The sequence below is a fragment of the Streptomyces sp. NPDC058289 genome (genome assembly GCF_042880975.1).
GTDB classification, from domain to species: domain Bacteria; phylum Actinomycetota; class Actinomycetes; order Streptomycetales; family Streptomycetaceae; genus Streptomyces; species Streptomyces stoeckheimensis.
Genome location: NZ_JBHVYI010000017.1, coordinates 51,938 through 77,880, shown reverse-complemented (window position 1 = coordinate 77,880; position 25,943 = coordinate 51,938). Strand labels below are relative to the sequence as shown.

Sequence of the window (25,943 nt, the reverse complement as noted above, 5' to 3'; positions counted from 1 at the left end):
ACCGGGACCGTACACGGTCCGGGGGCCGTCTTGCACAAACGCCACCCCATGTATTTCCCGCCGCTAGGGGGGCCGGAAACCCGGACTTCCCGGGCTTTCCGGCCCCCGCAAGGTCACTGAACGCATATGGCCGGACACTCGACACTGTGATCGATCGCACAGAAGTCACTGCCTTCATGACCCAAGCATTCAGCCAACAGCGAACACGGGGTGGTCGTCCTCACAAGGGCAGAGTGACACGCATCACGAGGCCACCGCCCTCGCGCGGGACCGCCTGGATCCTGCCGCCGTGTGCGCGGGCCACGGAGCGCGCGATCGAGAGGCCGAGCCCGACGCCCTTGTCGCTGCCCGTGCGCTCCGTACGCAGCCGTCTGAAGGGCTCGAAGAGGTTGTCCACCTCGTACGCGGGAACCACGGGACCCGTGTTCGATACCAGCAGGACCGCCTGCCCGTGCACGGCCTCGGTGGTGACCTCCACCCAACCGCCCTCGGGCACGTTGTACCGGACGGCGTTCTGCACCAGGTTGAGCGCGATCCGCTCCAGCAGCACACCGTTGCCCTGGACGACGGCCAGCGCGCGCTCTCCGCGGATCTCCACGCCCTTGGCCTGCGCCTCCCCGCGCGCCTGGTCGAGGGCGCGCGAGGCCACCTCGGCCAGGTCCACGGGCTTGCGCTCGATGATCTGGTTGTCGCTGCGGGCCAGCAGCAGCAGGCCCTCGACCAGCTGCTCGCTGCGTTCGTTGGTGGCGAGCAGGGTCTTGCCGAGCTGCTGGAGCTCCACCGGCGCCCCGGGATCGGAGAGGTGCACCTCCAGCAGCGTCCGGTTGATGGCCAGCGGGGTCCTCAGCTCGTGCGAGGCGTTGGCCACGAACCGCTGCTGGGCCGTGAAGGCGCGCTCCAGCCGGTCGAGCATCTCGTCGAAGGTGTCGGCGAGCTCCTTGAGCTCGTCGTCCGGACCGTCCAGCTCGATCCGCCGGGTGAGGTCGGAGCCGACCACCCGGCGGGCGGTCCGGGTGATCTTGCCGAGCGGCGAGAGCACCCGGCCGGCCATCGCGTAGCCGAACGCGAAGGCGATGATGCTCAGCCCCATCAGCGCCATCAGCGAACGGCTCAGCAGGTCGTCCAGCGCGTGCCGGCGCTGTTCGAGGATGCAGGTGTTGATCGCGGCGTTGAACTGGTCGGGCATCTGGCCCGTCCCGCTCACGCCGGGGCAGCTGCTCGTGACCTGGATCGGCCCGCCGCCCACGATCGTGAACGGCAGCGCGTTGCCCTGCCGCAGCGCCTGGGCCGACAGCAGGTAGATGATCGACAGCAGCAGGATGCCGGCGATCAGGAACATTCCGCCGTACAGCAGCGTCAGACGTATCCGGATCGTCGGCCGCAGCCAAGGGAAAGGACCCTCGGGCTGGCCGGGGTCCCAGGTCGGTTTCGGTGGCGCGGAGGGTGGCGCCGGGGTCGCTGCCACCCGCGTCAGATCCGGTAGCCGGAACCGGGGACGGTCACGATGACCGGCGGCTCCCCGAGCTTGCGGCGCAGCGTCATCACCGTCACGCGCACCACGTTGGTGAAGGGGTCCGTGTTCTCGTCCCACGCCTTCTCCAGGAGCTGCTCGGCGGACACGACCGTGCCCTCGCTGCGCATGAGGACCTCCAGCACCGCGAACTCCTTCGGCGCCAGCTGCACCTCCTTGCCCTCGCGGAACACCTCGCGCCGGTTCGGGTCCAGCTTGATCCCCGCGCGCTCCAGTACGGGGGGCAGCGCGACCGTGGTGCGCCGGCCGAGGGCCCGTACCCGGGCGGTCAGCTCGGTGAACGCGAAGGGCTTGGGCAGGTAGTCGTCCGCCCCGATCTCCAGGCCCTCGACCCGGTCGCTCACGTCGCCGGAGGCCGTCAGCATGAGCACGCGGGTGGGCATGCCGAGCTCGACGATCTTCCGGCACACGTCGTCGCCGTGCACGAGCGGGAGGTCCCGGTCGAGCACGACCACGTCGTAGTCGTTCACTCCGACGCGCTCCAGGGCCGCGGCGCCGTCGTACACGACGTCCACGGCCATGGCCTCCCGGCGCAGTCCGGTGGCCACCGCATCGGCGAGCAGCTGCTCGTCCTCGACGACGAGTACGCGCACGTCGTTTCCTTCCTCAGAGCCCGTCAGGGCAGGGGTGTCATGTGGCCTCCATCCTGCCCCTTTCGCCGGTAAACCGGCTGTAAGACGCCGCTCGCCGGTGGATCGGGGGTGACTCGGGACGTGGCTCCGGGGACGGAAGTGAGGATTCCCTCGCCTTACGAGGTTTCTGGGTCCAACGCGGCGGGGAGGACGACTTCACACCCCGAACACCTCCCTGACGGCGCACTGCCACGTGCCGCCGCCGACCCACGAAGAGGGGGCGAACCCACCATGGACGCATTCACCGCGGGTCTCCTGCAGCGCATCAGGAGCACGCAGTCGGACCTCAGGCAGGCTCGCGAGACGGGCGACGACTTCCTCGTGGAAGTGGAACAGGCGGAGCTGGAAGACCTCCAGCGCATCGCAGCCGATCACGGCGTTCCGGTCACCGTCTCCGCCTGCTGACTCCAGCCGCCGGTAGACAGCCACCGGTATTCGTCGCACACCCCCCGGACCCCGGAGGCCGCCACCCGGCCGCCGGGGTTCCTTCACGTCCGGAGCGGCCCCGGGCCCCGCGGGCGCGCCCGCTCAGTCGTGCCAGGCCCCGGCTTCCTCCAGCAGCGGCAGCAACGAGGCGAACACCGCGGGGGTCGCGGCGAGCGCGAGCTCGCCCGAGGCGGGATCTCCCGGGCGGCCGCCCGTGACCGCGCCGGCCTCCCGCGCGATCAGCTCGCCCGCCGCCAGGTCCCAGGGGTTCAGCCCGCGCTCCCAGTACCCGTCCAGCCGTCCGGCGGCCACGTCGCACAGGTCGATCGCCGCCGAACCGCCGCGCCGGACGTCCCGTACCAGCGGGATGATCCGCTGCACGACGTCCGCCTGGTGCGCCCGCCGGCTCTGGACGTACGCGAACCCGGTGCCGATCAGCGCCTGGTCCAGCGGAGCGGCCGGCCGGCAGGCGAGGCGGACGCCGCCCAGCCAGGCACCGCGCCCCAGCACCGCGTGGTACGTCTCCCCGCGCATCGGCGCCGCCACGACCCCGGCCACCGTCTCGCCGCGGTACTCGGCCGCGATGGACACGCCCCAGGTCGGCAGCCCGTAGAGGTAGTTCACCGTGCCGTCCAGCGGGTCGATGACCCACCGCACGCCGCTGGTGCCGGCCGACTCCGAGCCCTCCTCGCCCAGCAGCCCGTCCTCGGGCCGCCGTTCCGCGAGGATGCCGGTGATCAGCTTCTCGGCCGCGATGTCCATCTCGGTCACCACGTCGATCGGGCTGGTCTTGGTCGAGGCGACCGCCAGATCGGCGGGCCGCCCGTCCCTCAGCAGCGCGCCCGCCCGGCCGGCCGCCTCCAGGGCCACGTCCAGCAGTTCGGTCTTCAGCTCTTCGGAGATCACGCCGGGCTCCCGTTCATCGACTCGTACGGACTTCACTGCGCACACCGGCGGCTACGCGTACGGGCTGTCCACGCCCGCCGCCGCCGGCCGGGGCCCGCGCGCCGGGCAACAGCCCACGGCGCACAGGTCGTGGCTCGCTCCGAGCAGGCCGAGCGCGCAGCGCTCCACGGCCTCCCCGCGTTCCGCCGCGGCCCGCTCCAGCACGAGGTCCCGTACCGCCGCCGCGAACCGGGGGTCGGCGCCGACCGTGGCCGAGCGGGCGATGGGCAGCCCCAGCTCGGCGGCCTTCGCCGTCGCCTCCGTGTCGAGGTCGTACAGCACCTCCATGTGGTCCGAGACGAAGCCGATCGGCACCATGACCACCGCCGGGGCGCCCGCCGTGTGCAGGGCCTCCAGGTGGTCGCAGATGTCCGGCTCCAGCCACGGAATGTGCGGGGCGCCGCTGCGCGACTGGTAGACGAGCTCCCAGGGCAGCTCGGTGCCGGTCTCGGCACGGACCGCGTCGGCGATCAGCTTCGCGACGTCCAGGTGCTGCTTGACGTAGGCCCCGCCCTCGCCGTCCGCCGTGTGCTCCTCCACCGGGCCGGAGGTGTCCGCGGCCGCGTTCGGGATGGAGTGCGTGGTGAAGGCCAGGTGCGCCCCGGCGCGGACCTCCTCGGGCAGCGATGCCAGCGAGGCGAGCACCCCGTCGATCATGGGCTGCACGAAGCCGGGGTGGTTGAAGTAGTGCCGCAGCTTGTCGACCTTGGGCAGGTCGGCCTCGGCCACGCCCTCCCGGACGAGCAGGGCGAGCGCGTCGGCGAGGTTCTCGCGGTACTGCCGGCAGCCCGAGTACGAGGCGTACGCGCTGGTCGCGAGCACCGCGATGCGGCGGCGCCCGTCGGCGGCCATTTCGCGCATCACGTCGTTCAGGTACGGGGCCCAGTTGCGGTTGCCCCAGTAGACCGGCAGGTCCAGCCCGTGCCCGGCGAAGTCCTTGCGCAGGGCGTCCAGCAGCTCGCGGTTCTGGCCGTTGATCGGGCTGACGCCGCCGAAGCCGAAGTAGTGCTGCCCGACCTCCTTGAGCCGCTCGCGCGGGATGCCGCGGCCGCGCGTGACGTTCTCCAGGAACGGCACGACGTCGTCGGGCCCCTCGGGGCCGCCGAAGGACAGCAGCAGGAGGGCGTCGTAGGGGGCGGCGGGGCCTTCGGCCGAGCCGGCGGCGGAGGCGCGGAGCTGGTCAGACATGCTTCGAATCCTGCCACCCGCCGCCGCCCCGCGGAAAACAGGCCCGTCCTCCGGGACCGCTCCGCGACGGGTCGGGAGCCCCCTTCCCGCCCCCCGCGGCTTCATCAGGCGGGCGGCCGGTGCACGGCCGTAACCTGTATGGGCCAATGACGTCCCTTACGGAGGGCACCTTGCCCAGTCCCTACCGCGCGATCTTCGCCGCCCCCGGGAGCCGGGGCTTCAGCGCGGCCGGCCTCATAGGCCGGCTGCCGCTCTCCATGGTCGGCATCGGCATCCTGACGATGATCTCCGAGCTCACCGGCCGGTACTCGCTGGCCGGCGCCCTCACCGCCACCCTCGCGCTCTCCGCCGCCGGGATCGGTCCGCAGGTCTCCCGCCTGGTCGACCAGTACGGCCAGCGCCGCGTCCTGCGCCCGGCGAGCCTGCTCGCGATCCTCGCCATCTCCGGGCTGCTGCTGTGCGCGGCCAACCACGCGCCCGACTGGACCCTGTTCGTCTTCGCCGCGCTCGCGGGCTGCGTACCCAGCGTGGGCGCGATGATCCGCGCCCGGTGGACGGCCATCTACCGGGACTCGCCGCGCGAACTGCACACGGCGTACTCCCTGGAATCCGTCCTGGACGAGGTCTGCTTCATCTTCGGGCCGATCCTCGCCATCGGGCTCTCCACCACCTGGTTCCCCGAGGCGGGCCCGCTGGTCGCCGGGGTCTGCCTGCTCGTGGGCGTGTGGTGGCTGACCGCGCAGCGCGCCACCGAGCCCGCCCCGCACCCGCGCGGCGAGGACTCCGACCGGACCTCGGCGCTGCGCTCCCCCGGACTCCAGGTGCTGGTGGCCACCTTCGTGGCCACCGGAGCCATCTTCGGCTCCATCGACGTGGTCACGCTGGCCTTCGCCGAGGAGCAGGGGCACAAGGCGTGGGCCAGCTTCATCCTCGCCGTCTGGGCGGTCGGATCCTGCCTCGCCGGCATCGTCTTCGGCCTGCTGCACCTCAAGGGCAAGGCCGAACGCAGGTGGGTGCTGGGCATTTGTGCGATGGCCGTGAGTATGATCCCCCTCCTACTGGCCGGGAACCTTCCGTTTCTGGCCGTGGCGCTCTTCGTCTCGGGCCTCGCCATCGCTCCCACGATGATCACCACGATGGCCCTGATCGAGGCGCACGTACCACGCGCGAAGCTGACCGAGGGGATGACCTGGACGGGCACCGGGCTCGCGGTCGGGGTCGCGCTCGGGTCCTCCGTGGCCGGCTGGGTCATCGACGCCGCCGGCGCGAGGACCGGGTACGTCGTCTCCATCTCGGCGGGGGCCGCCGCGGCGGCGGTTGCGTTCGCGGGTTACCGCCGGCTGACGAGGCCGGCGCAAGGGGAGGAGCCTTCCAACGATGGCGACGACGGGGACAGCAGGCAGCAGCGGGACACGGACCGCCGCGTGGCATAACTGGGCGGGCAACATCAGCGCCACGCCCGCGCGCGTGGTCACCCCGGCATCGGTCGGGGAGCTTCAGGAGGCGGTCCGCCGGGCCGCCGGGGACGGGCTGAAGGTGAAGGCGGTCGGCACCGGCCACTCCTTCACCGCGGCCGCCGCGACCGACGGCGTACTGATCCGCCCGCAGGCGCTGGCCGGGATCCGGGCGATCGACCGGGATGCGGGCACCGTCACCGTGGCGGCGGGCACGGTCCTCAAGGACCTCAACCTGGCCCTCGCCAAGGAGGGCCTGTCGCTCACCAACATGGGCGACATCATGGAGCAGACGGTCTCGGGCGCCACCAGCACCGGCACCCACGGAACCGGCCGCGACTCGGCCTCCATCGCCGCCCAGATCCGCGGCCTGGAACTGGTCACGGCCGACGGGCAGCTGCTGGCCTGCTCCGAGAAGGAGAATCCCGAGGTCTTCGCGGCGGCCCGGCTGGGCATCGGCGCGCTCGGCGTCGTCACCGCCCTCACCTTCGCCGTGGAGCCGCTCTTCTTCCTGACCGCCCGTGAGGAGCCGATGGCCTTCGACCGGGTGACCGCCGAGTTCGACCAGCTCCACGCGGAGAACGAGCACTTCGAGTTCTACTGGTTCCCGCACACCGGCAACTGCAACACCAAGCGCAACAACCGCAGCCAGGGCCCGGCCGCGCCGCCCGGAGCGGTGTCCGCCTGGGTCGAGGACGAGCTGCTGTCCAACGGCCTCTTCCAGGCCGTCAACTCCTTCGGTCGCGCCGTCCCGGCGGCCATCCCCTCCATCGCCCGGATCGCGAGCCGCGCCCTGTCGGCGCGCACCTACACGGACATCCCGTACAAGGTGTTCACCAGCCCGCGCCGGGTCCGGTTCGTGGAGATGGAGTACGCCCTCCCGCGCGAGCGCGTCGTGGAGGCACTGCGGGAGCTGAAGGCCATGGTGGACCGCTCCGGCCTGCGGATCAGCTTCCCGGTGGAGGTGCGGACGGCTCCGGCGGACGACATCACCCTGTCGACGGCCTCGGACCGCGAGAGCGCGTACATCGCGGTGCACATGTACAAGGGCACCCCGTACCAGGCCTACTTCACGGCCGCCGAGCGGATCTTCACCGAGTACGGGGGGCGGCCGCACTGGGGCAAGGTGCACACGCGGGACGCGGAGTACTTCGCCGGGGTGTACCCGCGCTTCGGGGAGTTCACCGCGCTCCGGGACCGGCTGGACCCGGACCGGGTCTTCGGCAACGACTACCTGCGGCGGGTCTTGGGGGACTGAGACCGCGGACCGAGCCCGCGGACGAGCCCCCGAACCGGGGCCGCTTCAAGGAGTCGGCGTGGAGGCGGCGCCGGTGCCGCCCGTACCGGCGCCACCCGGCGTCGCCCGGCCGCTGCTCGGCGTCGGGGACTTCGAGGGCGTGGTGCTCGGCGAAGGATCGGGCTTCGGCGGGGTCGGGCCGGGGCTGGACGACGGGTCCGCGGACGGCGAGGTGTCCGGGTCGGGCTTCGGGCTGTGACCGCCGTTCGAGTGCGAAGGGCTCGGGGAGTTCCCGGTGTCCGGGGTCTTCCCGCCCTTCTCCCCGGTGCCGGTGCCCGTGCCCTGCTGCTCCTTGGACGTGTCGGGCTTGTAGTCGCGGGCCTTGGCGACGCCGCCGGTGAGGATCGTGCCTCCGCCGGCACTGACCGAGGTGCCGGCCACGGCCTCGTAGGTCCCGAGGCCGCCGAGCGCTATGGCGAAGGCCGCGCCGGAGGCCACGGCCGTCCGCTTCCAGCCCCGCATCCGGGTGCCGTGGACCGTGCCCGCGCCGAACTCCTCGTCCGGCGGCGGGCCGCCGGCGCAGACGGTGCCCAGCAGCATCGTGCCGTCCGGCGCCCGCCCCGCGGGGGCGGACCCGGGCCCGTCCACCGGGACCTGACGGGCCTTCGGCCGGGCCGTCTCGCGGAGCTGGTCGCCGGTGCGGCGGAAGAAGTGCTGGATGACGGGTCCGCCCGCGGTGGCCACCACGCTCACCACGCCGGCGCCGAGGATGGTCCCGTAGACGCCCATCTGAGAGGCGAGCAGGGCCGCCGCGACCGTGGCGAGGGAGGAGCCCGCGACCTGAGCCGCACTCAGATCGAGCTTCTTCTTCTCCTTCTCCTGCTCCGGTCCCACGTCCAGCACCGTCTTCTGACCCATCGCCATCCCCTGCGTGTCCTGCCCCTCGCGCTCCAACGCCTTCTCCCGTTACTGACACATCAGCGAAACGGATAGTTCCGTTTCCGGAGATTCTGTGAAGCAAGACACCCGAAAACGGGCGCACACGCAGGTCCGGCCGGATGTGGACCCGATCCAGGGCAGCCCAACTCCCGCCGTCCGGGACAAGTTCGGCGGCGCGGCGGTCCACCCAGGTGGCCCGAATGGAGTACTGTGGCGAGCCCTGGGGCCGTCCTTCCTTACGGATGTCCGGACTCGGGAGAGGGGGCCGGCTGATGGAAAAACGGCACTCGAGACCGGCGATGCCGCGGTATTGCACGGGATCCTGCTGCGCACAGTAATCATTCGGTCACTGTGCGTGCCCAACAGGTAACCGTGCCATAACAGCGATCAAGGGCGCATGCCCGACACGCCGGTTTAACTCGGCAAGGTAGTGGCAGGCTGCACCCGGGCAGGCCACACTCGACTAGCGGAAGCAGCGACGCACGTGACGTCGGCAGGCACCACCCGGGAGGTCCCCATGCCCGAACTGCGTGTCGTGGCCGTCTCAAATGACGGCACACGACTGGTGCTCAAGGCTGCGGACAGCACGGAGTACACGCTTCCGATCGACGAGCGTCTCCGGGCTGCCGTGCGCAACGACCGTGCGCGCCTGAACCAGATCGAGATCGAGGTGGAGAGCCACCTCCGCCCCCGCGACATCCAGGCCCGCATACGGGCCGGTGCCTCCGCTGAGGAGGTCGCTCAGCTGGCGGGCATTCCCGTCGACCGCGTACGCCGCTTCGAGGGCCCCGTGCTCGCCGAGCGCGCGTTCATGGCGGAGCGGGCCCGCAAGACCCCCGTGCGCCGGCCCGGCGAGAACACCGGACCCCAGCTCGGCGAGGCCGTGCAGGAACGGCTCTCGCTGCGCGGGGCCGAGAAGGAGTCCGTCCAGTGGGACTCCTGGCGCCGCGACGACGGCACCTGGGAGGTCCTGCTGGTCTACCGGGTCGCGGGCGAACCGCACTCGGCGAGCTGGACGTACGACCCGCCGCGCCGACTGGTCGTGGCCGTGGACGACGAGGCCCGCTCGCTGATCGGCGAGTCCGACGACCTGCCGGCGACCCCGGAGCCGAGCTTCCCGTTCGTGCCGAGGATCGCGCGGCTGCCCCGCGACCGGCCGCTGGACCGGGCGCTCGACCGTCAGATGGAACGGCCCACGGCGCCCGCTCCCCCGCCGGAGCCGGAGCCCGAGGAAGAGCGGGACACGCTGACGGCACTGCTGGAGGCGGTACCGAGCTTCCGCGGCGACCTGGTGGTCCCGGAGCCGGTGACGGAGCCGGAGGTGGAGGAGCCGCCCGCCGCTTCGGCGTCGGCCGGTGCGGGTTCCGCGTACGCGGACGTCCTGATGCCGCGCACCGTGGCGGGACACCGGGACCGGCTGACGGGCACGACCGACCGACAGGCGGAGGCCGACGGGGTGCGCCCCGGCCGCCGCGCGGCGGTGCCGAGCTGGGACGAGATCGTCTTCGGCACCCGCCGCAAGAAGCAGGAGTAACCTCCGGACCCGCCCGGTCTGCGGCGGCGGACACCGCCGCCGCAGACCGGGCGCAGTCCTGAAGGGACCCAGGCCGTCTCCTTCGGATCTTGCCTAGCCCGGCAGCTCGCCCACCGCCACCTCGCGCGCCGGGTCCGCCGACCATTCCGACCAGCTGCCCGCGTACAGCGCCGCCGGGATGCCCGCCGCCGCCAGTGCCAGGACCTCGTGGGCCCCCGAGACGCCCGAGCCGCAGTACACCCCGACCGGGGTGGCGGTGTCGGCGTGCACGCCCAAGCCTTCGAAGCGGGCCCGCAGCGCGTCGCGGTCCAGGAACAGGCCGTCGGATCCCGTGTTCTCGGTGGTCGGCGCCGAGAGCGCCCCCGGGATGTGGCCCCCGACCGGATCGATCGGTTCGACCTCGCCCCGGTACCGCTCGCCCGCCCGTGCGTCCAGGAGCACACCCGTGCGGGCCAGAGCGGCCGCCCCGTCCGCGTCCAGCAGTCCGATGGCACCCGGATTTGGCTTGAAATCACCCTCGCTCACAGGAGTGACCGCGTCCGACAGCGGACCGTCACCGGCCTGCCATGCGGCCAGTCCCCCGTCCAGGACCCGCACCCGCGGGTGACCCGTCCAGCGCAACAGCCACCACGCGCGCGCCGCCGCCCAGCCCAGGCCGCCGTCGTACACGACCACGGGCGTGTCCGCCGAGACGCCGGCCCGCCGCATCACCGCCCCGAACTTCTCGGGATCCGGCAGCGGGTGCCGGCCGCCGGAGCCCGCCGGGCCTGCAAGTTCCGCGTCGAGGTCGACGTAGACGGCGTTCGGGAGGTGTCCGGCCTCGTACTCGGGCCGCAGGTTCGGGCCGCCGAGCTGCCAGCGGACGTCGAGGAGCACCGGGGGCAGCGGGCCGGCCAGCTCCTCCTTCAGGTCGGCGGCGGAGACGAGCGGTGAGCGGGGCGGGTTCGCAGTCATGCGGGCCATTTTGCTCCCCGCCACACACCCCGCGTAACAAGCTGTACATCGACGGGGCCCGACGGGCCGCACTGATCCGGTCATCTCTCCCGGGTCCCGCGAAACCCGGCCGGTCGGGGCGCGCCGGGCCCGCCGGAGTGGAAGCATCAGCTCCGGGAAGGGTCACGAGCGTGACGACGGAGGAGACGGCTGACATGACCGAGGCATCGGAAGCAACGCGGCGCACGCCCGGCACGCCGTGCTGGGCGAGCCTGATGGTGCACGGCCTCGGGACCACCGAGGAGTTCTACGCCGACCTGTTCGGCTGGGAGTACGAGCCCGGCCCCGAGCAGCTCGGCCCGTACGTCCGGGCCATGCTCGACGGGCGGGAGGTGGCCGGCATCGGCGAGATGCCGCCGGACCGGCAGCTCCCGGTGGCCTGGACCACGTACCTCGCCACGGACGACGCCGACGCGACGGCGGAATCCATCCGCTCCTGCGGCGGCACCGTCGCGGTGGGCCCGCTCGATGCCGGGGTCGCGGGACGGGTGGCGATCTGCTCGGACCCGCTGGGCGCGATCTTCGGGCTCTGGCAGGCGGCGTCCCACCTCGGGACCCGACTGGCCGGGGGTCCGGGCACCCCGGTGTGGCACGAGCTGGTCACGCAGGACACCTCGACGGTCGGCAAGTTCTACCAGCACGTCTTCGGCCACGAGGCCCGCGCGCACGCCGGCGCGGGCGATGCCGCCGACGAATTCGACTACCTCACGCTGTTCCTGCAGGGACAGCCGGTGGCCGCCGTGCACGGGGTCGGCCGCTCCCTGCCCCACGACCGGGGGCCGCACTGGATGACGTACTTCGAGGTGGAGGACACCGACGCGGCCGCCGCCCGGGTCCTGCGGCTCGGCGGTGGGATCGTCCAGCCACCGCGCGAGGGCCTGAGCGGCCGGCTGGCCGTGGTCACGGACCCGGAGGGCGCGGTGTTCACGCTCGTACGCGGCCGGGCCTGACCCCGGCCCCACCGCCCTAGCGGAGCGGCTCGGACGGCTGCCGTACGGCGCTCCGCGGCGCCCTGGCCTTGACCATCAGGCCGGCGAGCACGGCGGCGAGCAGCACGACGCCGAACGCCCACCAGAGGCTGTCCGCGTATCCGCTCAGCCGTTCCTCGAAATCCTCCGTGGAGGTGGCGGCGAGGGCGACGGTGAGCAGCACGACGCCGATGGCTTCGCCGAGCTGCTGGGCCGTGCCGACGACCCCGGCCGTCACACCGGCCTGCCGGGGGTCGATTCCGGCGGTCGCGGTGTCGAAGACCGGCACGTAGGCCAGACCGATGCCGAGGCCGATGAGGATCGAACCGGACAGCACCACCGGTACGGACGGCCCGCCGGATTCGAGGCCGGTCAGGACCAGCAGTCCGGCGGCCGTGAGCCCCATTCCCACCGCGATCAGGATTCCGGGGGCGACCCGGTGCGTCAGCCGGGCGGAAACCTGGGTGGACCCGATGAGGATTCCGGCGGCCATGGGAAGGAGGAGGAGGGTGGCGCCGGTCGCCGAATAGCCGAGGACCTCCCGGATCCAGAAGCTCAGGAACGCGAACAGCAGGAAGGTGCCGATGCCGGCCAGGAACACGACGAGGAGCGCGCCGAGCCGGTTGCGGTCACCCAGGACGTGGGGCGGGAGCATCGGGCTCGACGTCCTGGTCTGCCTCAGGAAGAAGACGCCGAGCAGGACGGCGCCGCCCACGAGCGGGAGCAGCACCAGGGGCACGGCCCAACCGTGCGAGCCGCCCGCGTAGAGGCCGAAGATGAGGCCGGCGAGGGCGGTGGAGCCGAGCAGGAGGCCGGGCACGTCGAGGCGGGCGCCGGCCGTGGCCGGGCGGTCGCGCGGCAGGGCCAGGGCGACGATCAGGGCGATCACGGCGATGGGGACGGCGACGTAGAAGCTCCACCTCCAGACCAGGCTGTAGACGAAGCCTCCCGCGGACAGCCCGAGCACCGAACCGCCGCCGGCGAGCGCGGCGTAGACCCCGAAGGCCCTGCCGCGTTCCTTGGGGTCGGTGAAGCCGGTGGACACCAGGGAGAGTGCGGCCGGTGTCAGCAGGGCGGCGAAGACACCCTGCAGGGCGCGGGCCGAGATCAGCATGGTGGAGCTGGGGGCCGCGCCCCCGAGCGTGCAGGCCACCGCGAATCCGACCAGCCCGATGATCAGTGACTGCCGGCGCCCCACCCGGTCCACGATGCGGCCGCCGAGCAGGAGCAGCGCGCCGAAGACCATCCAGTAGGTGACGAACACCAGGTCCATGCCGTCGTATCCGAGGCCGAACTCGGCGTGGACCAACGGCATCGCCATGTCGAAGACCGTTCCTTCGAGCAGCACCACCAGCTGCACCAGGGCGGCCACGACCAGGCCCCGCCAGCGCCGGGCGTGCGGATCGGCGGAGACCCCGGCCGCCTGGGGCGGGGCCATGGGCCACCCGTCGGCGGGTGTGGCCGCCGGGGGCGGTCCGAAGCCCTGCGCGGCACCGAAGTGCGCCGGGGCCGTGGGGGCGTACGCGGGCGGCGGGGGGAGCTGGGGACGCGGGGAAGGGACCCGGGGGTCCGACGGCGCGGCCGGGGCCTCGTCGAGCCGCGCGGGAGCGAAGTCCAGCAACTGGGCGGCGTGACGGCCGAGTTGTGCCAGGACTTGGCCCGGCAGCCATTCCCCGGCCTGGTCGGCGGCCGTACGCTCGGCCACCTGCGCGGGGGTGGGCCGCTGGGCCGGGTCCTTGTGCAGGCAGGCGCGTACGAGCTCGACGAGCTCCTCCGGCACGCCGGTCAGGTCCGCTTCCTCCTCGGCGACCCGGAAGAGGTGGGCGTTCAGGCCGGTGTCCGCAGCGCCGAAGAGGAGCCGTCCGGTGGCGGCGTAGACGAGGACCGCTCCGAGGCAGAAGACGTCGCTGGCGGGCGTGAGTTGGAGGCCGCGGACCTGTTCCGGCGACATGAACCCGGCCGATCCGATCAGCATGCCGGTATGGGTCAGCAGGCTGTCCCCGGCGAGGCTGTCCATCGCGCGGGCGATGCCGAAGTCGATGACGCGCGGGCCGTCGACGGTGACCAGGACGTTGGAGGGCTTGAGGTCACGGTGGATCAGGCCCGCCTCGTGCACGGCCTGCAGGGCGAGGGCGAGCCGGTTGGCGAGGGTGCGCACGGAGTGCTCGGGCAGCGGCCCGAAGTCCTTGGCGACCACGGCGTGCAGGTCGGGCCCCGGGATGTACTGGGTCGCCACCCAGGGCACGGCGGCCTCGGGGTCGGCGTCGAGCACGGCCGCGGTCCAACTCCCGCCCACCCGCCGCGCGGCGGCCACTTCCCGGGCGAAGCGCCTGCGGAACTCCGGGTTCCCGGCGTATTCGGTCTGGACGACCTTCACGGCGACGGTGCGCCCGCCCTCGGACCGTCCCAGGTAGACCAGGCCCATGCCGCCGGCCCCCAGCCGGGCGATCAGACGGTACGGGCCGATACGGGTCGGGTCTTCGACGATGAGCTGATCCACGCGCTGAGGATAGTGGAGCTATCCAACACGCGGGAGTGCATCGGCGGAATCGACGGATTGCTCCGCTGCCCGGCCTTCGGCGAGGAGCACGGTCAGTCCTCGGCGCTGGGGCTGCGCTCTCCGTGCAGGCGCAGGACGTCGGCGTCGCTGCGGAAGCGGTGGGCCCAGCGGCGGCCGTCGAAGACGCTCAGGCCGGGGATGTGGCGGGTCTCCAGCGCCAGGATCACGAAGGCCGTCGCCGCGGCGGCCAGGGCGAGGCGCCCCTGGCCGGCGGCCGCTCCGATCGCGGCCGCGGAGAAGATCGCTCCGGCGGTGGTCACCCCGTGGACGAGGTCGCCCTCGGTGCGGCTCTGACGGAAGACCAGGCCGCCTCCGATGAACCCGACGCCGGTGACGACTCCCGCGAGGGCGTTGGGTGCGCCGTCCAGGGCGAGGATCGCCACGAGCGCGGCGCCGACGCCGATCATGGAGAACGTCCGGTTTCCGGCGGCAGCCCCCCTCAGGGTGCGTTCGAAGCCGAGGAGGTAGGTGAGGACGAAGGCCACCGCGAGGTGGCCGATCGTGACGAGGGTGGAGGTGTCCGCCTGCCGGTAGTCCATCGGCCGCCCTTCCGGAGTCCTCCGCACGCGGAGGCACGGCTGTCCGTGTCAGTAGAGCGCGCGGGGGCCGCTCGGAGGCGCCGGGCGCGCCGCCGCGGGAGTCAGTTGTGCGGGGCCGTTCCGCTGACCCGGTGGTCGGCGTGGCTGAGGGCTTCCAGGACGAGTCGGCGCAGATGCCCGTCGCGCAGGCTGTAGTGGATGCGTCGGCCCTCGCGGCGGGTGTCCACGAGGCCCGCGAGTCGCAGTTTCGCCAGGTGCTGGCTCACCGCGGTCCTCGACGCGGCGCAGTGCTCGGCGAGCGAGCCGACGTCCGACTCCTCCTGGGCGAGCAGCCACAGGAGGTGCAGCCGGGTGACGTCCGAAAGCATCGCGAAGACCTCGGTCGCCTCGGTGAGGCGCGCCCTGTCGGGATCCCGTAGGTGCGCATCGGGTGCAGGTGGCTGGGGTTCGCGAGCAGGCATACCCCACAGAGTAGGTCGCTCCGGGGAGGGTCGGGGCGAGGGCGGAGCCGCAATCCACCAGACATGTGCGCAAGTGCGCATGTGTGGATACATTGGAGGTCCCGCCCCACCACCCGGCCCGGAGAGGAATCGCATGCCGAGCGTGCTGCGCGACCGCACCTACCGCCGCCTGTTCGGCGCCCAGGTCATCGCCCTGACCGGCACGGGCCTGGCCACCGTGGCCCTCGGCCTGCTCGCGTACGACCTCGCGGGCGCCGACGCGGGTTCGGTGCTCGGCACGGCGCTCGCGATCAAAATGGTGGCGTACGTGGTCATCGCCCCGGCGATCGCCGCGGTGGCCGACCGGCTGCCGCGCCGGGCTCTCCTGGTCGGCTCCGATCTGATCCGGGCGGGGGTCGCGCTCTTCCTGCCGTTCGTGAACCAGGTGTGGCAGGTCTACGTCCTGATCTTCCTACTGCAAACCGCCTCGGCCGCCTTCACCCCGACCTTCCAGGCCCTGATCCCCGAGGTCCTGCCGGAGGAGCGCGACTACACGCGGGCCCTGTCCCTGTCCCGGCTCGCCTACGACCTGGAGAGCCTCTTCAGCCCCGCACTCGCGGCCGCACTGCTGTCGGTGGTCGCCTACGACCGGCTGTTCCTCGGTACGGCGGCCGGATTCCTCGGCTCGTCCGCGCTCGTGATGTCCGCCGTCCTGCCCCGTCGGGCGCGGACCTCCGCCGGGTCCGGGCCGGGTGCGTACGCCAAGGCCACCGCGGGGACGCGCCTGTTCCTCGGCGCCCCGCAGCTGCGGTCCCTGCTGGCCATGAACCTCGCCGTCGCGGCCGCCGGAGCCGCGGTCACGGTCAACTCCGTCGTCTACGTACGGGATTTCCTGGGACTGCCCGCCGAGTCCGTCGCCCTCGCTCTCGGCGCGTACGGAGCCGGGTCCATGTCCGTGGCCCTGGCCCTGCCGCGGATCCTCGAGAACCGCCCGGACCGGCGGGTGATGCTGGCCGGCGCCCTGCTGCTCCCCGCAGCGTTCGGCGCTCTCGGCGTCATCACCTCGGCGCACGGCGGCGGTTGGCGCTGGCCCGCGCTGCTGGGCACGTGGGCGGCGTTCGGGGCGGCGTCCTCGATGGTGCTCACGCCCGCCGGCCGGGTGCTCCGGCGGGCCGCGCCGGAGGGGGACCGCACCGCGGTGTTCGCCGCCCAGTTCTCCCTGTCGCACGCCGCCTGGCTGCTGACCTATCCGCTCGCGGGCTGGGTCGGCGCGAAGGCCGGGCTCGGGTGGGCGACGGCGGCCCTGGGTGCGATCGCGCTCGCCGCCGCGGCCCTCGCCGTCCGCCTCTGGCCGGCCGGGGCGGCGACGGAGGAGGGCCGGGGCCACGTACACGAGCACGAGCACCGCGGGCTGACCCCCGGGCATCCGCACCTCCGCGGGGCACGCCCGGCCGGTGCGGGGTGGCGGCACAGCCACCACCACTTCACGGACGAACTGCACGCCGCACACGGCTGAGCCGGACCGGGGGCCGGCCGAGCGGACGGGATAGGGCCGACGGACTGAATTCGATCACCCGTTAGTCATAAGCGATCATCCCGACCGCACCCTTTCTACCCATTTGTGTGAATAGATCACCGCACTGGTCCTCCCTGGGCGAGTCCTCTTACCCGAAGGGCAGCCGATGCGACGTGTCGTGAGAAGCCGCGCCGGTGGCCCGTACCGGCGCCGACGCAGGGTGGCCGCGCTCTCCGCGGTGGCGGCGTGCTGCTTCCTCTCGACGGCGCCTTCCGCGGCATCGGCCCCGGCGGACCCCGGTGCCACCGCGTCCGAATCCCCCGAACCCCCGGACCCGTCCGCGTCGTCCGCGTCCGCCGTACCCGCAGCGCCTGAGCCGTCCTCGGAAACGGAGCCCGGCGGCGACACGGGACCTTCGCAGGAGCCCGGGACGGGCAGCGGCGCCGCCGCCTCGCAGCTCCGGGAGAGCGCGGATCTCTCGGTGTCGGGCACCCTACGGCCGACGGCGGCCGCCGACCGGGAGAGCGCCCCTTCGGTGGGGCGGGAAACGTTCGACTACGTCGTGACGGTGACCAACCGGGGACCGTCCACCGCCCGGCAGGTGCGCGTCACCGACCGGTTGCCGATCGCCCTGGAGTTCGTCTCGTCCCGCGACGGCTGCACCGCGAGCGGCCGGACGGCGGTGTGCGGGCCGCTGGCCACGCTGGCGGTGGGCGCCTCGCACGCGTGGGTGATCACCGTACGGCTCGCTGCCGGCTACCGCGGAGACGGTACGGACATCGTCAACGAAGCGGTCGTCGACTCGGCCACGTCGGACCCGGACTCCCGGAACAACACCTCCTCCCTGACCGGCCTGGAGATCCCGCCCAGTGCGCGGACGGCGGACCTGTCGCTCCGCAAGACGGCCGTGCTCGCGAGGGGACGGGAGCACGTCAGGCCGGGCGAGAAGTTCACGTACCTGATCACGGTGCGCAACGAGGGCCCGGCGACGGCGCGACAGGTCCAGGTCACCGACCGGCTGCCGGCCTCGCTGGCCCTGCTCTCCTCACCCGACGACTGCGCGGTCGCGAAGGACGGGGAACGGCTGGTGGTCTGTCCGCCGCTGGACCGTCTGGCGGCCGGGGAGAAGGCGGAGTACCGGATCACGGTGCGTGCCGCCGCCGAGGACCGGGCGGGCCGGCCGCCGGCCGGCAGGTGCACGCCCATCGAGAACGTCGCCCGCGTCACCTCGGCGAGCTTCGACCCCGACCTCTCGGACAACACCAACCGGCCGGGGACCACCGGGCCGGGCGGCGGCCGGCTGTGTCTGGTGTCCGAAGGGCGCGGGGAGCAGCACGACGGGCACGGCGGACACGACGGTCGTGGGGACGGTGGGGACGGACGTGGGGACGGCCAGCACGGCCGCGACGACCACCACGACGGCCGGGAGCAGCACGGCGGCCGCGGCGACCTCGCCGACTCCGGGGCCACGGTCCCGGCCTGGCTGCTGTGGACCTCCACCGCGCTGGTGGCCGCGGGAGCGGCGCTGCGGACGGCGTTCCGGGTGCGGCGCCCGTGACCGGCGGTTCGCCGCGGCCCCCGCGGCGGACGGCCTCCGCACGCCCCGCCGCAGCACGAGAAGACGAGGAACGTTCCGGTATGACGATGCCCCGGAGTGCCCGGTGGCGCAGGGCCGCCGCCGCCTTGCTGTGCACGACGGCGCTGGTCCTGCCGGCAGCCTTCGCCACGCCCGTGACGGCGGCCCCGAGCGCCGGGGCCGACCCGGCCGGCGGACCCGGTCCCCGTGCGCTCGCCTTTCCCGTCAACGAGGCCTTCGACAGCTCCACCAACCTGGGCGGCACCAGCGGCAACGCGGGCTATCCGGAGGGCGGCGGCTGGCTGCGGCTGACGTCCGCGAGCTCCACCCAGGCCGGCACCTGGAAGCTGAAGGACTCCTTCCCGTCCAGCCTCGGCATCCTCGCCGAGTTCAGCTACGCCACGTACGGGGGAACCGCCTTCGAGGGCAAGCGCGGTGACGGGCTGTCGTTCTACCTGGCCGACGGCGCGGCGGCCGACGGGGTCGGGCCTTCCGGCGGAGCCCTCGGCTACGCCTGCACGGGCGCGGCGGACTCCTGCGCCACCTCGGGCGTACCGGGCGCGTACCTCGGCATCGGGCTCGACGAGTTCGGCAACTTCTCCTCCAACGTCGTCGGCAACGGCGGCCCGGGCTCCCAGCCCAACAAGATCGTGGTGCGCGGCGGAGGCAGCGGCAGGACCGGGTACCGCTTCGCCACGGCCGTCGACGGGCCGGACAAGACCGTGGAGACCGGCAGCCGTGCCAAGGAGCGCACGGTGCGCGTGTCCCTCCTGCCCAGCGGTACGAAGATGCTGCTGTCCGTGTCGTCCGACAGCGGCCCCGGCACCGCCATGACCCGGCTGATCACCGACTTCGACGTCACGGGGATCACCGGCCAGCCCAAGCTTCCGGCCACCCTCAAGGTGGGGTTCTCCGGGAGCACCGGTGGCGCGACGAACGTGCACGAGATCGACAGCCTCAAGATCAACGTGCCGACCGACCTGACCATCGCGAAGACGGGCTCCCCCGCGACCGTGCCCGCCGGCGGCGGACCGGTGACCTACACCCTGGCCGTCTCCAACAGCCAGGCCAACGAGGTCACCGGCGCCGTCGTGCGCGACACCGTGCCCGGGCTGACCGACGTGACCTGGACCTGCCGCGCCGGCACCGGCGGAACCTGCGGGCAGGCCTCCGGCAGCGGGAACGTCCTGAACACCACGGCCGACTTCCAGCGGGGCGGCTCCGTCACCTACACCGTCACCGGTAAGGCCCCGGCCCAGCCCGTCACCCTGTCCAACACGGCCACCGTGACCGCCCCGGCGGACCGTACGGACACCAATCCGGCGGACAACAGCTCCACGGCCGCGGCCACGGTGGTGACGGCGCGCGCCGACGTGGCCGCGGAGAAGGAGGGGGTCGGCTCCGGACCGGTGGTCCCGGGACAGGAGTTCGCGTACCGGATCACCGCACGGAACCTGGGGCCCTCCCACACGAGCGCCGTCCAGGTCTCCGACACCCTCCCCGGGCCGCTGCGGTTCGTCTCCTCCACCGACGGGTGCACCGCCTCGGGACAGCAGCTGTCCTGCCCGGTCCGCGAGCAGCTGAGCGCCGGGACGAGCGCCTCGTGGACCGTACGCGTACGGCTGGACCCGGCCTATCAGGGGGACGGCTCGGACCTCGGGAACGTCGCCACCGTGCGGCACGCCCTCCCCGACCCGCAGCCTGCGAACGACACCAGTGCGGCCGCCGCGCCGCCGGGCGGGGTGGCGGCCGCCCGGGCCGATCTCTCGCTGGTGAAGGCCGTCGAGGCCCGCTCCCCCGTGGCCCCCGGGGAGACCTTCACGTACACGGTGACCGTACGCAACGGCGGCCCGTCGGTGGCCCGGAAGGTCACGGTCGTCGACCCGCTGCCGGCGGCGCTCGCGTTCGTCGCGTCGGCCGGGGGCTGCACCGCCGTCGGCCGGGACGTCACCTGCGGTACGGCGGCGACGCTGGACCCGGGCGGGGAACGGTCGTGGACCTTCACCGTGCGCCTCGACCCGGCGTACACCGGTGACGGGACGGGCCTGCGGAACACCGCGACCGCCCGGGCGGACACGGCCGATCCGAACCCGCTCGACAACAGCGGCTCCGCCGGTGTGCCGGGTGGGCGCGTCCGCCCGCCGACCGCCGACATCGAGCTCGCCAAGCGCGCGACGGCGGGCTGACGGGCCACCTCCCGCTGCCCGCCCTCCCCCGAACTCCCGTACAGCTCTCTCTGTACGGTCCTCTCCCGCACGAAACGGAACGATGCGCGATGACGACGACACCAGGCCGGCGGCCGGCGGTGTGGGCCCTGGCTCCGCTGCTCTGCGCCGCGGCCCTGTGGGCCGGACCGGTCCCCGGGGCCGCCGCCCTGCCCGGCGGAGGGCCCAGGATCGAGGTGACGGCACAGCGGGCCAAGGCTCCCGGTGACCTGATCACCTACACGCTGACCGCGAGGAACAAGGGCCCGTCGGTGGCCCGCAAGGTCACCGCGACGGACAGGCTCCCCACCGGGATCTCCTTCGTCGGCTCCTCCGACGGCTGCACCGCCGTCGGCCAGACCGTCACGTGCGGGCCCGAGCCGCAGCTTTCCGCCGGGGAGACCAAGAGCTGGAGCTTCCAGGCCCGGCTGAGTCCCTCGTACCAGGGCGACGGTTCCGACCTCGGCAACAGCGCCACGGGCAGCTCCGAGGCCACCGATCCCGACCCGGCCAACAACAAGCCGGATCCGGTGCTGCCTCCGGGGCCGTTCGATCCCGTGTCGGACCTGGCCACCGTCAAGACGCCGCTGGGCGCGGGGCCGACGGTGCCGGGCCAGGAGTACGAGTACGAGGTCCGTACGACCAACAAGGGCCCCTCCGACGCGCGCAACGTCGTGGTGACCGACGCCCTGCCCGTCGGGCTGGACTTCGTGTCCTCCGCCGACCCGTGCACGGTGTCCGGACGGACCGTCACCTGCGGTCCGCTGGCCCGGCTCGTCCCCGGCGGCGAGGTGGTGTGGACCTTCAAGGTGAAGCTGGACGCCGCCTACTCCGGTGACGGCAGCGACCTGCGCAACACGGCGACCTCCGCGTCCGCGTCCAAGGATCCCGAGCCCGCCGACAACACCTCCCGCGCCGTGCTGCCGCCGGGCGGGATCACCGCCCCGCAGGCCGACGTGTGGACGACCAAGCGGCCGGCCGACGACACCCCGGTCGCGCCCGGGCAGACCTTCGCGTACGTGGTGAGCGCGACCAACGACGGCCCGTCCCGCGCCCTCGGCACCACCATCACCGACAAGTTGCCCGCGCAGCTCGCCTTCGTCTCCTCCCCCGACGGCTGCTCGGTCACCGACGGTACGGTCAGCTGCGGCCCGGTGGCCGTACTGGAGCCCTCGGGGTCCCGGACCTGGCGGTTCACCGTCCGGCTGGACAGCGGGTACACCGGCAACGGATCCGACATCCGCAACACGGCGACCGCCACCTCGCGGACCAAGGACCCCAAGCCGGAGAACAACACGAGCAGCCCGGCGGGCCTGCCCGGCAGCACCGTCAACAAGCCGACCGCGGACCTGGAAGTGGTCAAGGAAGCCGTCGGCACCAAGCCGCCGGTGCCGGGCGAGAGCTTCGACTACCGGATCCGGATCTCCAACCACGGCCCGTCGGCCGACGCCTTCAACGTCAAGCTCACCGACGCCCTTCCCGAGGGCCTCTCGTACGTGGCGTCCTCCCCGGCCGGATGCACCGTCGCCGGACGTCTGGTGTCGTGCAAGCGCACCAACCCGCTCAGGGTCGGTGACACGGTCGAGTACCTGCTCACCGTGAAGGTGGATCCCGCCTACGCCGGAGACGGCAGCGACCTGAAGAACACCGCCCAGGTGACGGCCGACAACATCGACCCGGCGAGCGGGAACGACAAGAGCACCGCGACCGTGCCCGGCGGGCACGTCGCGGATCCCGCCGCGGACCTCGCCATCACCAAGAAGCCCGTCCAGACCAGCCCCGTGGCCCCGGGCGAGACCTTCGACTACGCCCTGACCGTCACCAACAACGGCCCCTCCCAGGCCGAGCAGATCACGGTCTCCGACACGCTGCCCACCGCGCTGAGCTTCGTATCCGGCGATGCCACCTGCACCTCGGGACGGACCGTCACCTGCGGCGCGCTGCCGCGGCTGGCGTCCGGAGCGTCGATGACCTGGGTGATCAAGGTGAAGCTGGACCCGGAGTACACGGGGAACGGCTCCGACATCCGCAACACCGCCACCGTCGACTCCCTGACCGGCGACCCCAAGCCCGCGAACAACACGAGCGCGGCCGCCGGCCCGCCCGGCGGCACGGTCAAGGACCCGACGGCCGACCTGGAGGTCGGCAAGACGACCCCCTGACCCCGTCCCCTACGGAAGGGGGGGGGGCGGCCCCCCCCCCCCCGGCTGCCGCGGGCGGGGCGCCCCCCACGACCCAACGCCCGCCCGAGGGGGCCGCCGCCCGGCCCCCCCCGCGCGGACCGCTCACGCCCCGCCCGCCCGCCGCGGTCCCCCCACCCACCCCCCCGCCCCCCCCCCCCACCCGCCCCCGGCCGGGGCCCCCCCCCCGGCCCCCCCTTCCGGCGCATGCGCTCCCCCGTACTGCCCGCTCCGTACTGCGGTCCCGTACGCCCCCTCTCCGTACGCCCTCCGGGGCCGCTCCCGGGGCCGCCGCCCTGGGGAAATTCACCCGAATGGCGGCGCTCGAATGTCCCATCGCTCCCCCGACACGGACGCTGGGCGCAACGCAGGACCCTCGGCGTCCCGCCCGACGAAGGAGCCTCTCGTGGCACAGGCAACGCCCCCCAGCAGGGCCCCCAACAGCAGGTACGCCACCGACGGGCCGAACCCGTGGGCTGCGAGCGGCACCGTGTTCGCCGGAGTGCTGATGCTCGTGGAAGGCGTCCTCGGCATCCTGAAGGGAATCGTCGGCATCGCGAACGACGACGTCTACGCGAGGGTGGGCGACTACACCTTCAAGTTCGACGTCACCGCGTGGGGCTGGATCCACCTCGTCCTGGGCATCGTGCTCGTGGTCGTCGGCGCGGGCATCCTCAAGGGCGCGGAATGGGCCAGGATCACGGGCGTGGTGATCGTCGCGCTGGACATCATCCTCAACTTCCTGTGGCTGCCCTACACGCCGCTCTGGGGCCTCATCTCGATCGCCATCGGCGTCTTCATCATCTGGGCCCTGTGCACGGACAGGGGCACATCCCGCTCCACCACCTCCTGAACGGCGTACCGGGCGTCCATCCCGATCCGCGCACCGGCCGACGGCCGGGGGCGGCGGACGGGAAGGACGCCCGTCGGCGCGTTCACCGGCAGGTTCATACCTCTGAGTGAGGTCGGCGAGGTTCACGGGGGCTTGGAGCGGACATCTGCCTAGGGTGACTCCTGGTGGGCGGGCGGCCGCTCCGATCGGCGTGTCGACTCATGTACGGGAGCTTGTGTGGCGCAACAGCGCACGGCGTCACTCCGGCTCCGGCTCCGGTACCGCTTCGACCATCTGGTCTCGGGCGGAACGACCGCGCTCATCGGCTGGCTCGCCCTGGCCTGCCTGGCCGTCGTCGTTCCGGCGAGCATGGTCCTCGTCTGGTCCGACCGGTCCGCTCCGACCACGCTCTCCGGCCGGCTCACCGCCGTGTGGGTCAGCGTCGGCCAGACCCTGAAGATCGGGGGCGCCGTCGGCTCCCCGCTCTACGTACTGGCCTCCGTGTCCCTCGCCCTCGTGGCGCTGCTCTTCGTGTCGACGCTGGTCAGTCTGATCACCACGGGGATCAACCGGCGCATCATGTCGCTGCGCCTCGGTCACTCCACCGTGCTGGAGACGCGGCACACCGTCGTACTGGGCTGGTCGGACCAGGTCTTTCCCGTGATCGGGGAGCTGGTGGCCGCGAACGCGAACCAGCGCAGGTCCGCCATCGCCGTGCTCGCCCCGCAGGACAAGGTGTGGATGGAGACCGAGATCTCCACCCGCGTCGGCGACGGTGGCCGGACACGGATCATCTGCCGCAACGGGAGCACCACCGACCCCACCGAGCTGTGCCGGGTGAGTCCGCGCACGGCGAAGGCGGTGCTGGTGCTGCCTCCCACCGGGGACAGCGGTGACGCCCACGTGGTGAAGACGCTCCTCGCCCTCGACGCGGCCGTCCCCGGTTCCGGCGAGGGGGAAGCGGTGGTGGTCGCCGCCGTCCGTGACTCCCGCAACCACGTCACGGCCAGGCTTGCCGCCGGGCCCGCGGGGCACGTCCTGTGCGTCGACGACATCGTCGCGCGGCTGCTCGTCCAGACGGCCCGGCAGCCCGGACTCTCCCTCGTCTACTCGGAGTTGCTGGACTTCGCGGGAGACGAGTTCTACCCGGTCGCCGCCGGGGACCTCGTGGGGCGGACCTTCGGCGAGGCGCTGCTGTCGTTCGCCACGTCCTGCGCGGTCGGCCTGCTGCACGCCGACGGGAGCGTCACCCTCAATCCCGGCCAGGGGGCGGTGATCGGCCCGGCGGACCGGATCATCGTCATCTCCCGGGACGACGACACGGCCGTGGGGGCGGACGCGGCCTCGCTCGTCTCCCTCGCCTCCCTGGTCGACGAGGAGGCGATCGTGTCGGCCGGGCCGAGGCCCGCCCCGGCCGAACGCCTCCTGCTGCTCGGCTGGAACCGCCGCGCCCCGCTCGTCATCGAGCAGCTCGACCAGTACGTGAGCCCGGGGACGACCCTGGACGTCGTGGCGCTCGGCGGGTACGCGGCCACGCACGCCGCCCGGTCCGTCACCGCCGCGCGGTCCCGCCTCGAAGTCTCCCTCCACACCGGCGACATCACCGACCCGCTCACCCTGGCCAAGCTGGACGTGCCCTCGTACGACGGCGTGATCGTGATCGGTGAGACGGAGCACGCCGCCCCGGACGCCGGCCCGGCCCGGGGAACGGCCCCGGACGCTCCCGTCGCCCTCCCCACTCCGGCGACGGATCCCGATCCGGAGGCGCGGGCGGACGACAGGACGCTGGTGACCCTGCTGCACCTGCGGGCCATCGGGGACGCCGCGCAACGGGAACTCGCGCTCACCACCGAGATGTCCGACGACGGCAACCGGCTCCTCGCGCCCGCCCGGGGCGGCGCGGACTTCATCGTGAGCGGCAGGCTGATCAGCCTGCTGATGACCCAGATCTCGGAAAGCCCCTATCTCGCCGAGGTCTTCGAGGAGCTGTTCAAGGCGGAAGGGCACGAGTTCCACCTCAAGCCGGCCGCGGACTACGTCCGGACCGGCTCCGAGGTCTCGTTCGCGACGGTCGTCGAGTCGGCGCGCCGCCGCCACGCCTGCGCGGTCGGCTATCGGCTGCGCGCACGGAGCGCCACGGCCCCCGACCACGGGGTGCGGATCAACCCCGACAAGCGGCAGCGCATCCGGTTCTCCGCGGAGGACTGGGTGATCGTGCTCGCCGAAAGCTGAGGGCTGCACCGGAGGCG

The 25,943-nt window shown here is 73.0% G+C and carries 20 protein-coding genes; 11 read left to right on the top strand and 9 right to left on the bottom strand.

The annotated features are described in order from the left end of the window. Positions 1-220 precede the first annotated feature (220 nt). Together ACFVX6_RS11640 and ACFVX6_RS11635 are read right to left on the bottom strand one after the other, a co-directional pair. A complete protein-coding gene (locus ACFVX6_RS11640) occupies positions 221-1,465 on the bottom strand; it encodes a sensor histidine kinase (protein WP_389690232.1) in 1,245 nt (414 codons plus the stop codon). 5 nt (positions 1,466-1,470) lie between these two features. Next, the gene (locus ACFVX6_RS11635) at positions 1,471-2,124 is read right to left on the bottom strand and encodes a response regulator transcription factor (protein WP_112451148.1); all 654 of its coding nucleotides are present in this window, start codon (positions 2,122-2,124) and stop codon (positions 1,471-1,473) included. Between the two features lie 270 nt (positions 2,125-2,394). Here ACFVX6_RS11635 and ACFVX6_RS11630 point away from each other — a divergent pair, with 270 nt between their 5' ends. Beyond that, a complete protein-coding gene (locus tag ACFVX6_RS11630) occupies positions 2,395-2,568 on the top strand; it encodes a hypothetical protein (protein ID WP_204357838.1) in 174 nt (57 codons plus the stop codon). A gap of 123 nt (positions 2,569-2,691) precedes the next feature. On the opposite strand, the gene ACFVX6_RS11625 is transcribed toward ACFVX6_RS11630, so the two are convergent. Together ACFVX6_RS11625 and ACFVX6_RS11620 are read right to left on the bottom strand one after the other, a co-directional pair. Then, entirely contained in the window at positions 2,692-3,495 is an 804-nt protein-coding gene (locus ACFVX6_RS11625; RefSeq protein WP_389690229.1) for an inositol monophosphatase family protein, read from the bottom strand. 51 nt (positions 3,496-3,546) lie between these two features. Further along, complete coding sequence (locus ACFVX6_RS11620) at positions 3,547-4,722, bottom strand: ferrochelatase (protein ID WP_389690227.1); 1,176 nt, start codon at positions 4,720-4,722, stop codon at positions 3,547-3,549. 170 nt (positions 4,723-4,892) lie between these two features. Between ACFVX6_RS11620 and ACFVX6_RS11615 the strand changes: the two genes are divergently transcribed. Both ACFVX6_RS11615 and ACFVX6_RS11610 read left to right on the top strand, forming a co-directional pair. Beyond that, entirely contained in the window at positions 4,893-6,155 is a 1,263-nt protein-coding gene (locus ACFVX6_RS11615; RefSeq protein WP_389690225.1) for an MFS transporter, read from the top strand. Then, the gene (locus ACFVX6_RS11610; RefSeq protein ID WP_389690224.1) at positions 6,100-7,434 is read left to right on the top strand and encodes a D-arabinono-1,4-lactone oxidase; all 1,335 of its coding nucleotides are present in this window, start codon (positions 6,100-6,102) and stop codon (positions 7,432-7,434) included. The genes ACFVX6_RS11615 and ACFVX6_RS11610 overlap by 56 nt, the downstream gene beginning before the upstream one ends. A gap of 45 nt (positions 7,435-7,479) precedes the next feature. On the opposite strand, the gene ACFVX6_RS11605 is transcribed toward ACFVX6_RS11610, so the two are convergent. After that, a complete protein-coding gene (locus ACFVX6_RS11605) occupies positions 7,480-8,331 on the bottom strand; it encodes a hypothetical protein (protein WP_389690223.1) in 852 nt (283 codons plus the stop codon). A gap of 538 nt (positions 8,332-8,869) precedes the next feature. Between ACFVX6_RS11605 and sepH the strand changes: the two genes are divergently transcribed. After that, the gene (gene sepH, locus ACFVX6_RS11600) at positions 8,870-9,886 is read left to right on the top strand and encodes a septation protein SepH (protein ID WP_250742942.1); all 1,017 of its coding nucleotides are present in this window, start codon (positions 8,870-8,872) and stop codon (positions 9,884-9,886) included. Between the two features lie 93 nt (positions 9,887-9,979). On the opposite strand, the gene ACFVX6_RS11595 is transcribed toward sepH, so the two are convergent. After that, positions 9,980-10,840: a sulfurtransferase gene (locus ACFVX6_RS11595; protein WP_389690221.1), complete on the bottom strand. Its 861-nt coding sequence runs from the start codon at positions 10,838-10,840 to the stop codon at positions 9,980-9,982. Positions 10,841-11,034: 194 nt separating this feature from the next. Here ACFVX6_RS11595 and ACFVX6_RS11590 point away from each other — a divergent pair, with 194 nt between their 5' ends. Continuing rightward, positions 11,035-11,829: a VOC family protein gene (locus tag ACFVX6_RS11590; RefSeq protein WP_389690219.1), complete on the top strand. Its 795-nt coding sequence runs from the start codon at positions 11,035-11,037 to the stop codon at positions 11,827-11,829. A 16-nt stretch (positions 11,830-11,845) separates the two neighbouring features. On the opposite strand, the gene ACFVX6_RS11585 is transcribed toward ACFVX6_RS11590, so the two are convergent. The 3 genes from ACFVX6_RS11585 to ACFVX6_RS11575 all read right to left on the bottom strand — a co-directional run bounded on the left by ACFVX6_RS11585 (position 11,846) and on the right by ACFVX6_RS11575 (position 15,407). Further along, positions 11,846-14,347, bottom strand: a complete 2,502-nt coding sequence (locus ACFVX6_RS11585) for an MFS transporter (RefSeq protein WP_389690217.1) — start codon at positions 14,345-14,347, stop codon at positions 11,846-11,848. A 92-nt stretch (positions 14,348-14,439) separates the two neighbouring features. Further along, positions 14,440-14,946, bottom strand: a complete 507-nt coding sequence (locus ACFVX6_RS11580; RefSeq protein WP_389690215.1) for an MgtC/SapB family protein — start codon at positions 14,944-14,946, stop codon at positions 14,440-14,442. A gap of 101 nt (positions 14,947-15,047) precedes the next feature. Then, positions 15,048-15,407 (bottom strand): ArsR/SmtB family transcription factor, encoded by a 360-nt coding sequence (locus tag ACFVX6_RS11575; RefSeq protein ID WP_389690213.1) that lies wholly within the window; start codon positions 15,405-15,407, stop codon positions 15,048-15,050. 133 nt (positions 15,408-15,540) lie between these two features. On the opposite strand from ACFVX6_RS11575, the gene ACFVX6_RS11570 reads away from it, so the two are divergent. From ACFVX6_RS11570 to ACFVX6_RS11545, 6 genes are all read left to right on the top strand, one after another. After that, positions 15,541-16,902 (top strand): MFS transporter, encoded by a 1,362-nt coding sequence (locus ACFVX6_RS11570; RefSeq protein ID WP_389690211.1) that lies wholly within the window; start codon positions 15,541-15,543, stop codon positions 16,900-16,902. A gap of 481 nt (positions 16,903-17,383) precedes the next feature. Continuing rightward, positions 17,384-18,460, top strand: a complete 1,077-nt coding sequence (locus ACFVX6_RS11565) for a DUF11 domain-containing protein (RefSeq protein ID WP_389690209.1) — start codon at positions 17,384-17,386, stop codon at positions 18,458-18,460. A gap of 80 nt (positions 18,461-18,540) precedes the next feature. After that, positions 18,541-20,664, top strand: coding sequence for a hypothetical protein (locus ACFVX6_RS11560; protein WP_389690207.1), 2,124 nt, complete (start codon positions 18,541-18,543; stop codon positions 20,662-20,664). Between the two features lie 89 nt (positions 20,665-20,753). Next, positions 20,754-22,844, top strand: coding sequence for a DUF11 domain-containing protein (locus tag ACFVX6_RS11555; RefSeq protein WP_389690205.1), 2,091 nt, complete (start codon positions 20,754-20,756; stop codon positions 22,842-22,844). Between the two features lie 424 nt (positions 22,845-23,268). Next, positions 23,269-23,715, top strand: coding sequence for a hypothetical protein (locus tag ACFVX6_RS11550; RefSeq protein ID WP_389690203.1), 447 nt, complete (start codon positions 23,269-23,271; stop codon positions 23,713-23,715). Positions 23,716-23,931: 216 nt separating this feature from the next. Next, complete coding sequence (locus tag ACFVX6_RS11545) at positions 23,932-25,926, top strand: NAD-binding lipoprotein (RefSeq protein ID WP_389690201.1); 1,995 nt, start codon at positions 23,932-23,934, stop codon at positions 25,924-25,926. Positions 25,927-25,943 lie beyond the last annotated feature (17 nt).

Coding starts and splice junctions, on each gene's coding strand:
- ACFVX6_RS11630 (WP_204357838.1), top strand. CDS start 2,395: ATGGACGCATTCACCGCGGGTCTCCTGCAGCGCATCAGGAGCACGCAG.
- ACFVX6_RS11620 (WP_389690227.1), bottom strand. CDS start 4,722: ATGTCTGACCAGCTCCGCGCCTCCGCCGCCGGCTCGGCCGAAGGCCCC.
- ACFVX6_RS11610 (WP_389690224.1), top strand. CDS start 6,100: ATGGCGACGACGGGGACAGCAGGCAGCAGCGGGACACGGACCGCCGCG.
- ACFVX6_RS11605 (WP_389690223.1), bottom strand. CDS start 8,331: ATGGGTCAGAAGACGGTGCTGGACGTGGGACCGGAGCAGGAGAAGGAG.
- sepH (WP_250742942.1), top strand. CDS start 8,870: ATGCCCGAACTGCGTGTCGTGGCCGTCTCAAATGACGGCACACGACTG.
- ACFVX6_RS11595 (WP_389690221.1), bottom strand. CDS start 10,840: ATGACTGCGAACCCGCCCCGCTCACCGCTCGTCTCCGCCGCCGACCTG.
- ACFVX6_RS11590 (WP_389690219.1), top strand. CDS start 11,035: ATGACCGAGGCATCGGAAGCAACGCGGCGCACGCCCGGCACGCCGTGC.
- ACFVX6_RS11580 (WP_389690215.1), bottom strand. CDS start 14,946: ATGGACTACCGGCAGGCGGACACCTCCACCCTCGTCACGATCGGCCAC.
- ACFVX6_RS11575 (WP_389690213.1), bottom strand. CDS start 15,407: ATGCCTGCTCGCGAACCCCAGCCACCTGCACCCGATGCGCACCTACGG.
- ACFVX6_RS11570 (WP_389690211.1), top strand. CDS start 15,541: ATGCCGAGCGTGCTGCGCGACCGCACCTACCGCCGCCTGTTCGGCGCC.
- ACFVX6_RS11560 (WP_389690207.1), top strand. CDS start 18,541: ATGACGATGCCCCGGAGTGCCCGGTGGCGCAGGGCCGCCGCCGCCTTG.
- ACFVX6_RS11555 (WP_389690205.1), top strand. CDS start 20,754: ATGACGACGACACCAGGCCGGCGGCCGGCGGTGTGGGCCCTGGCTCCG.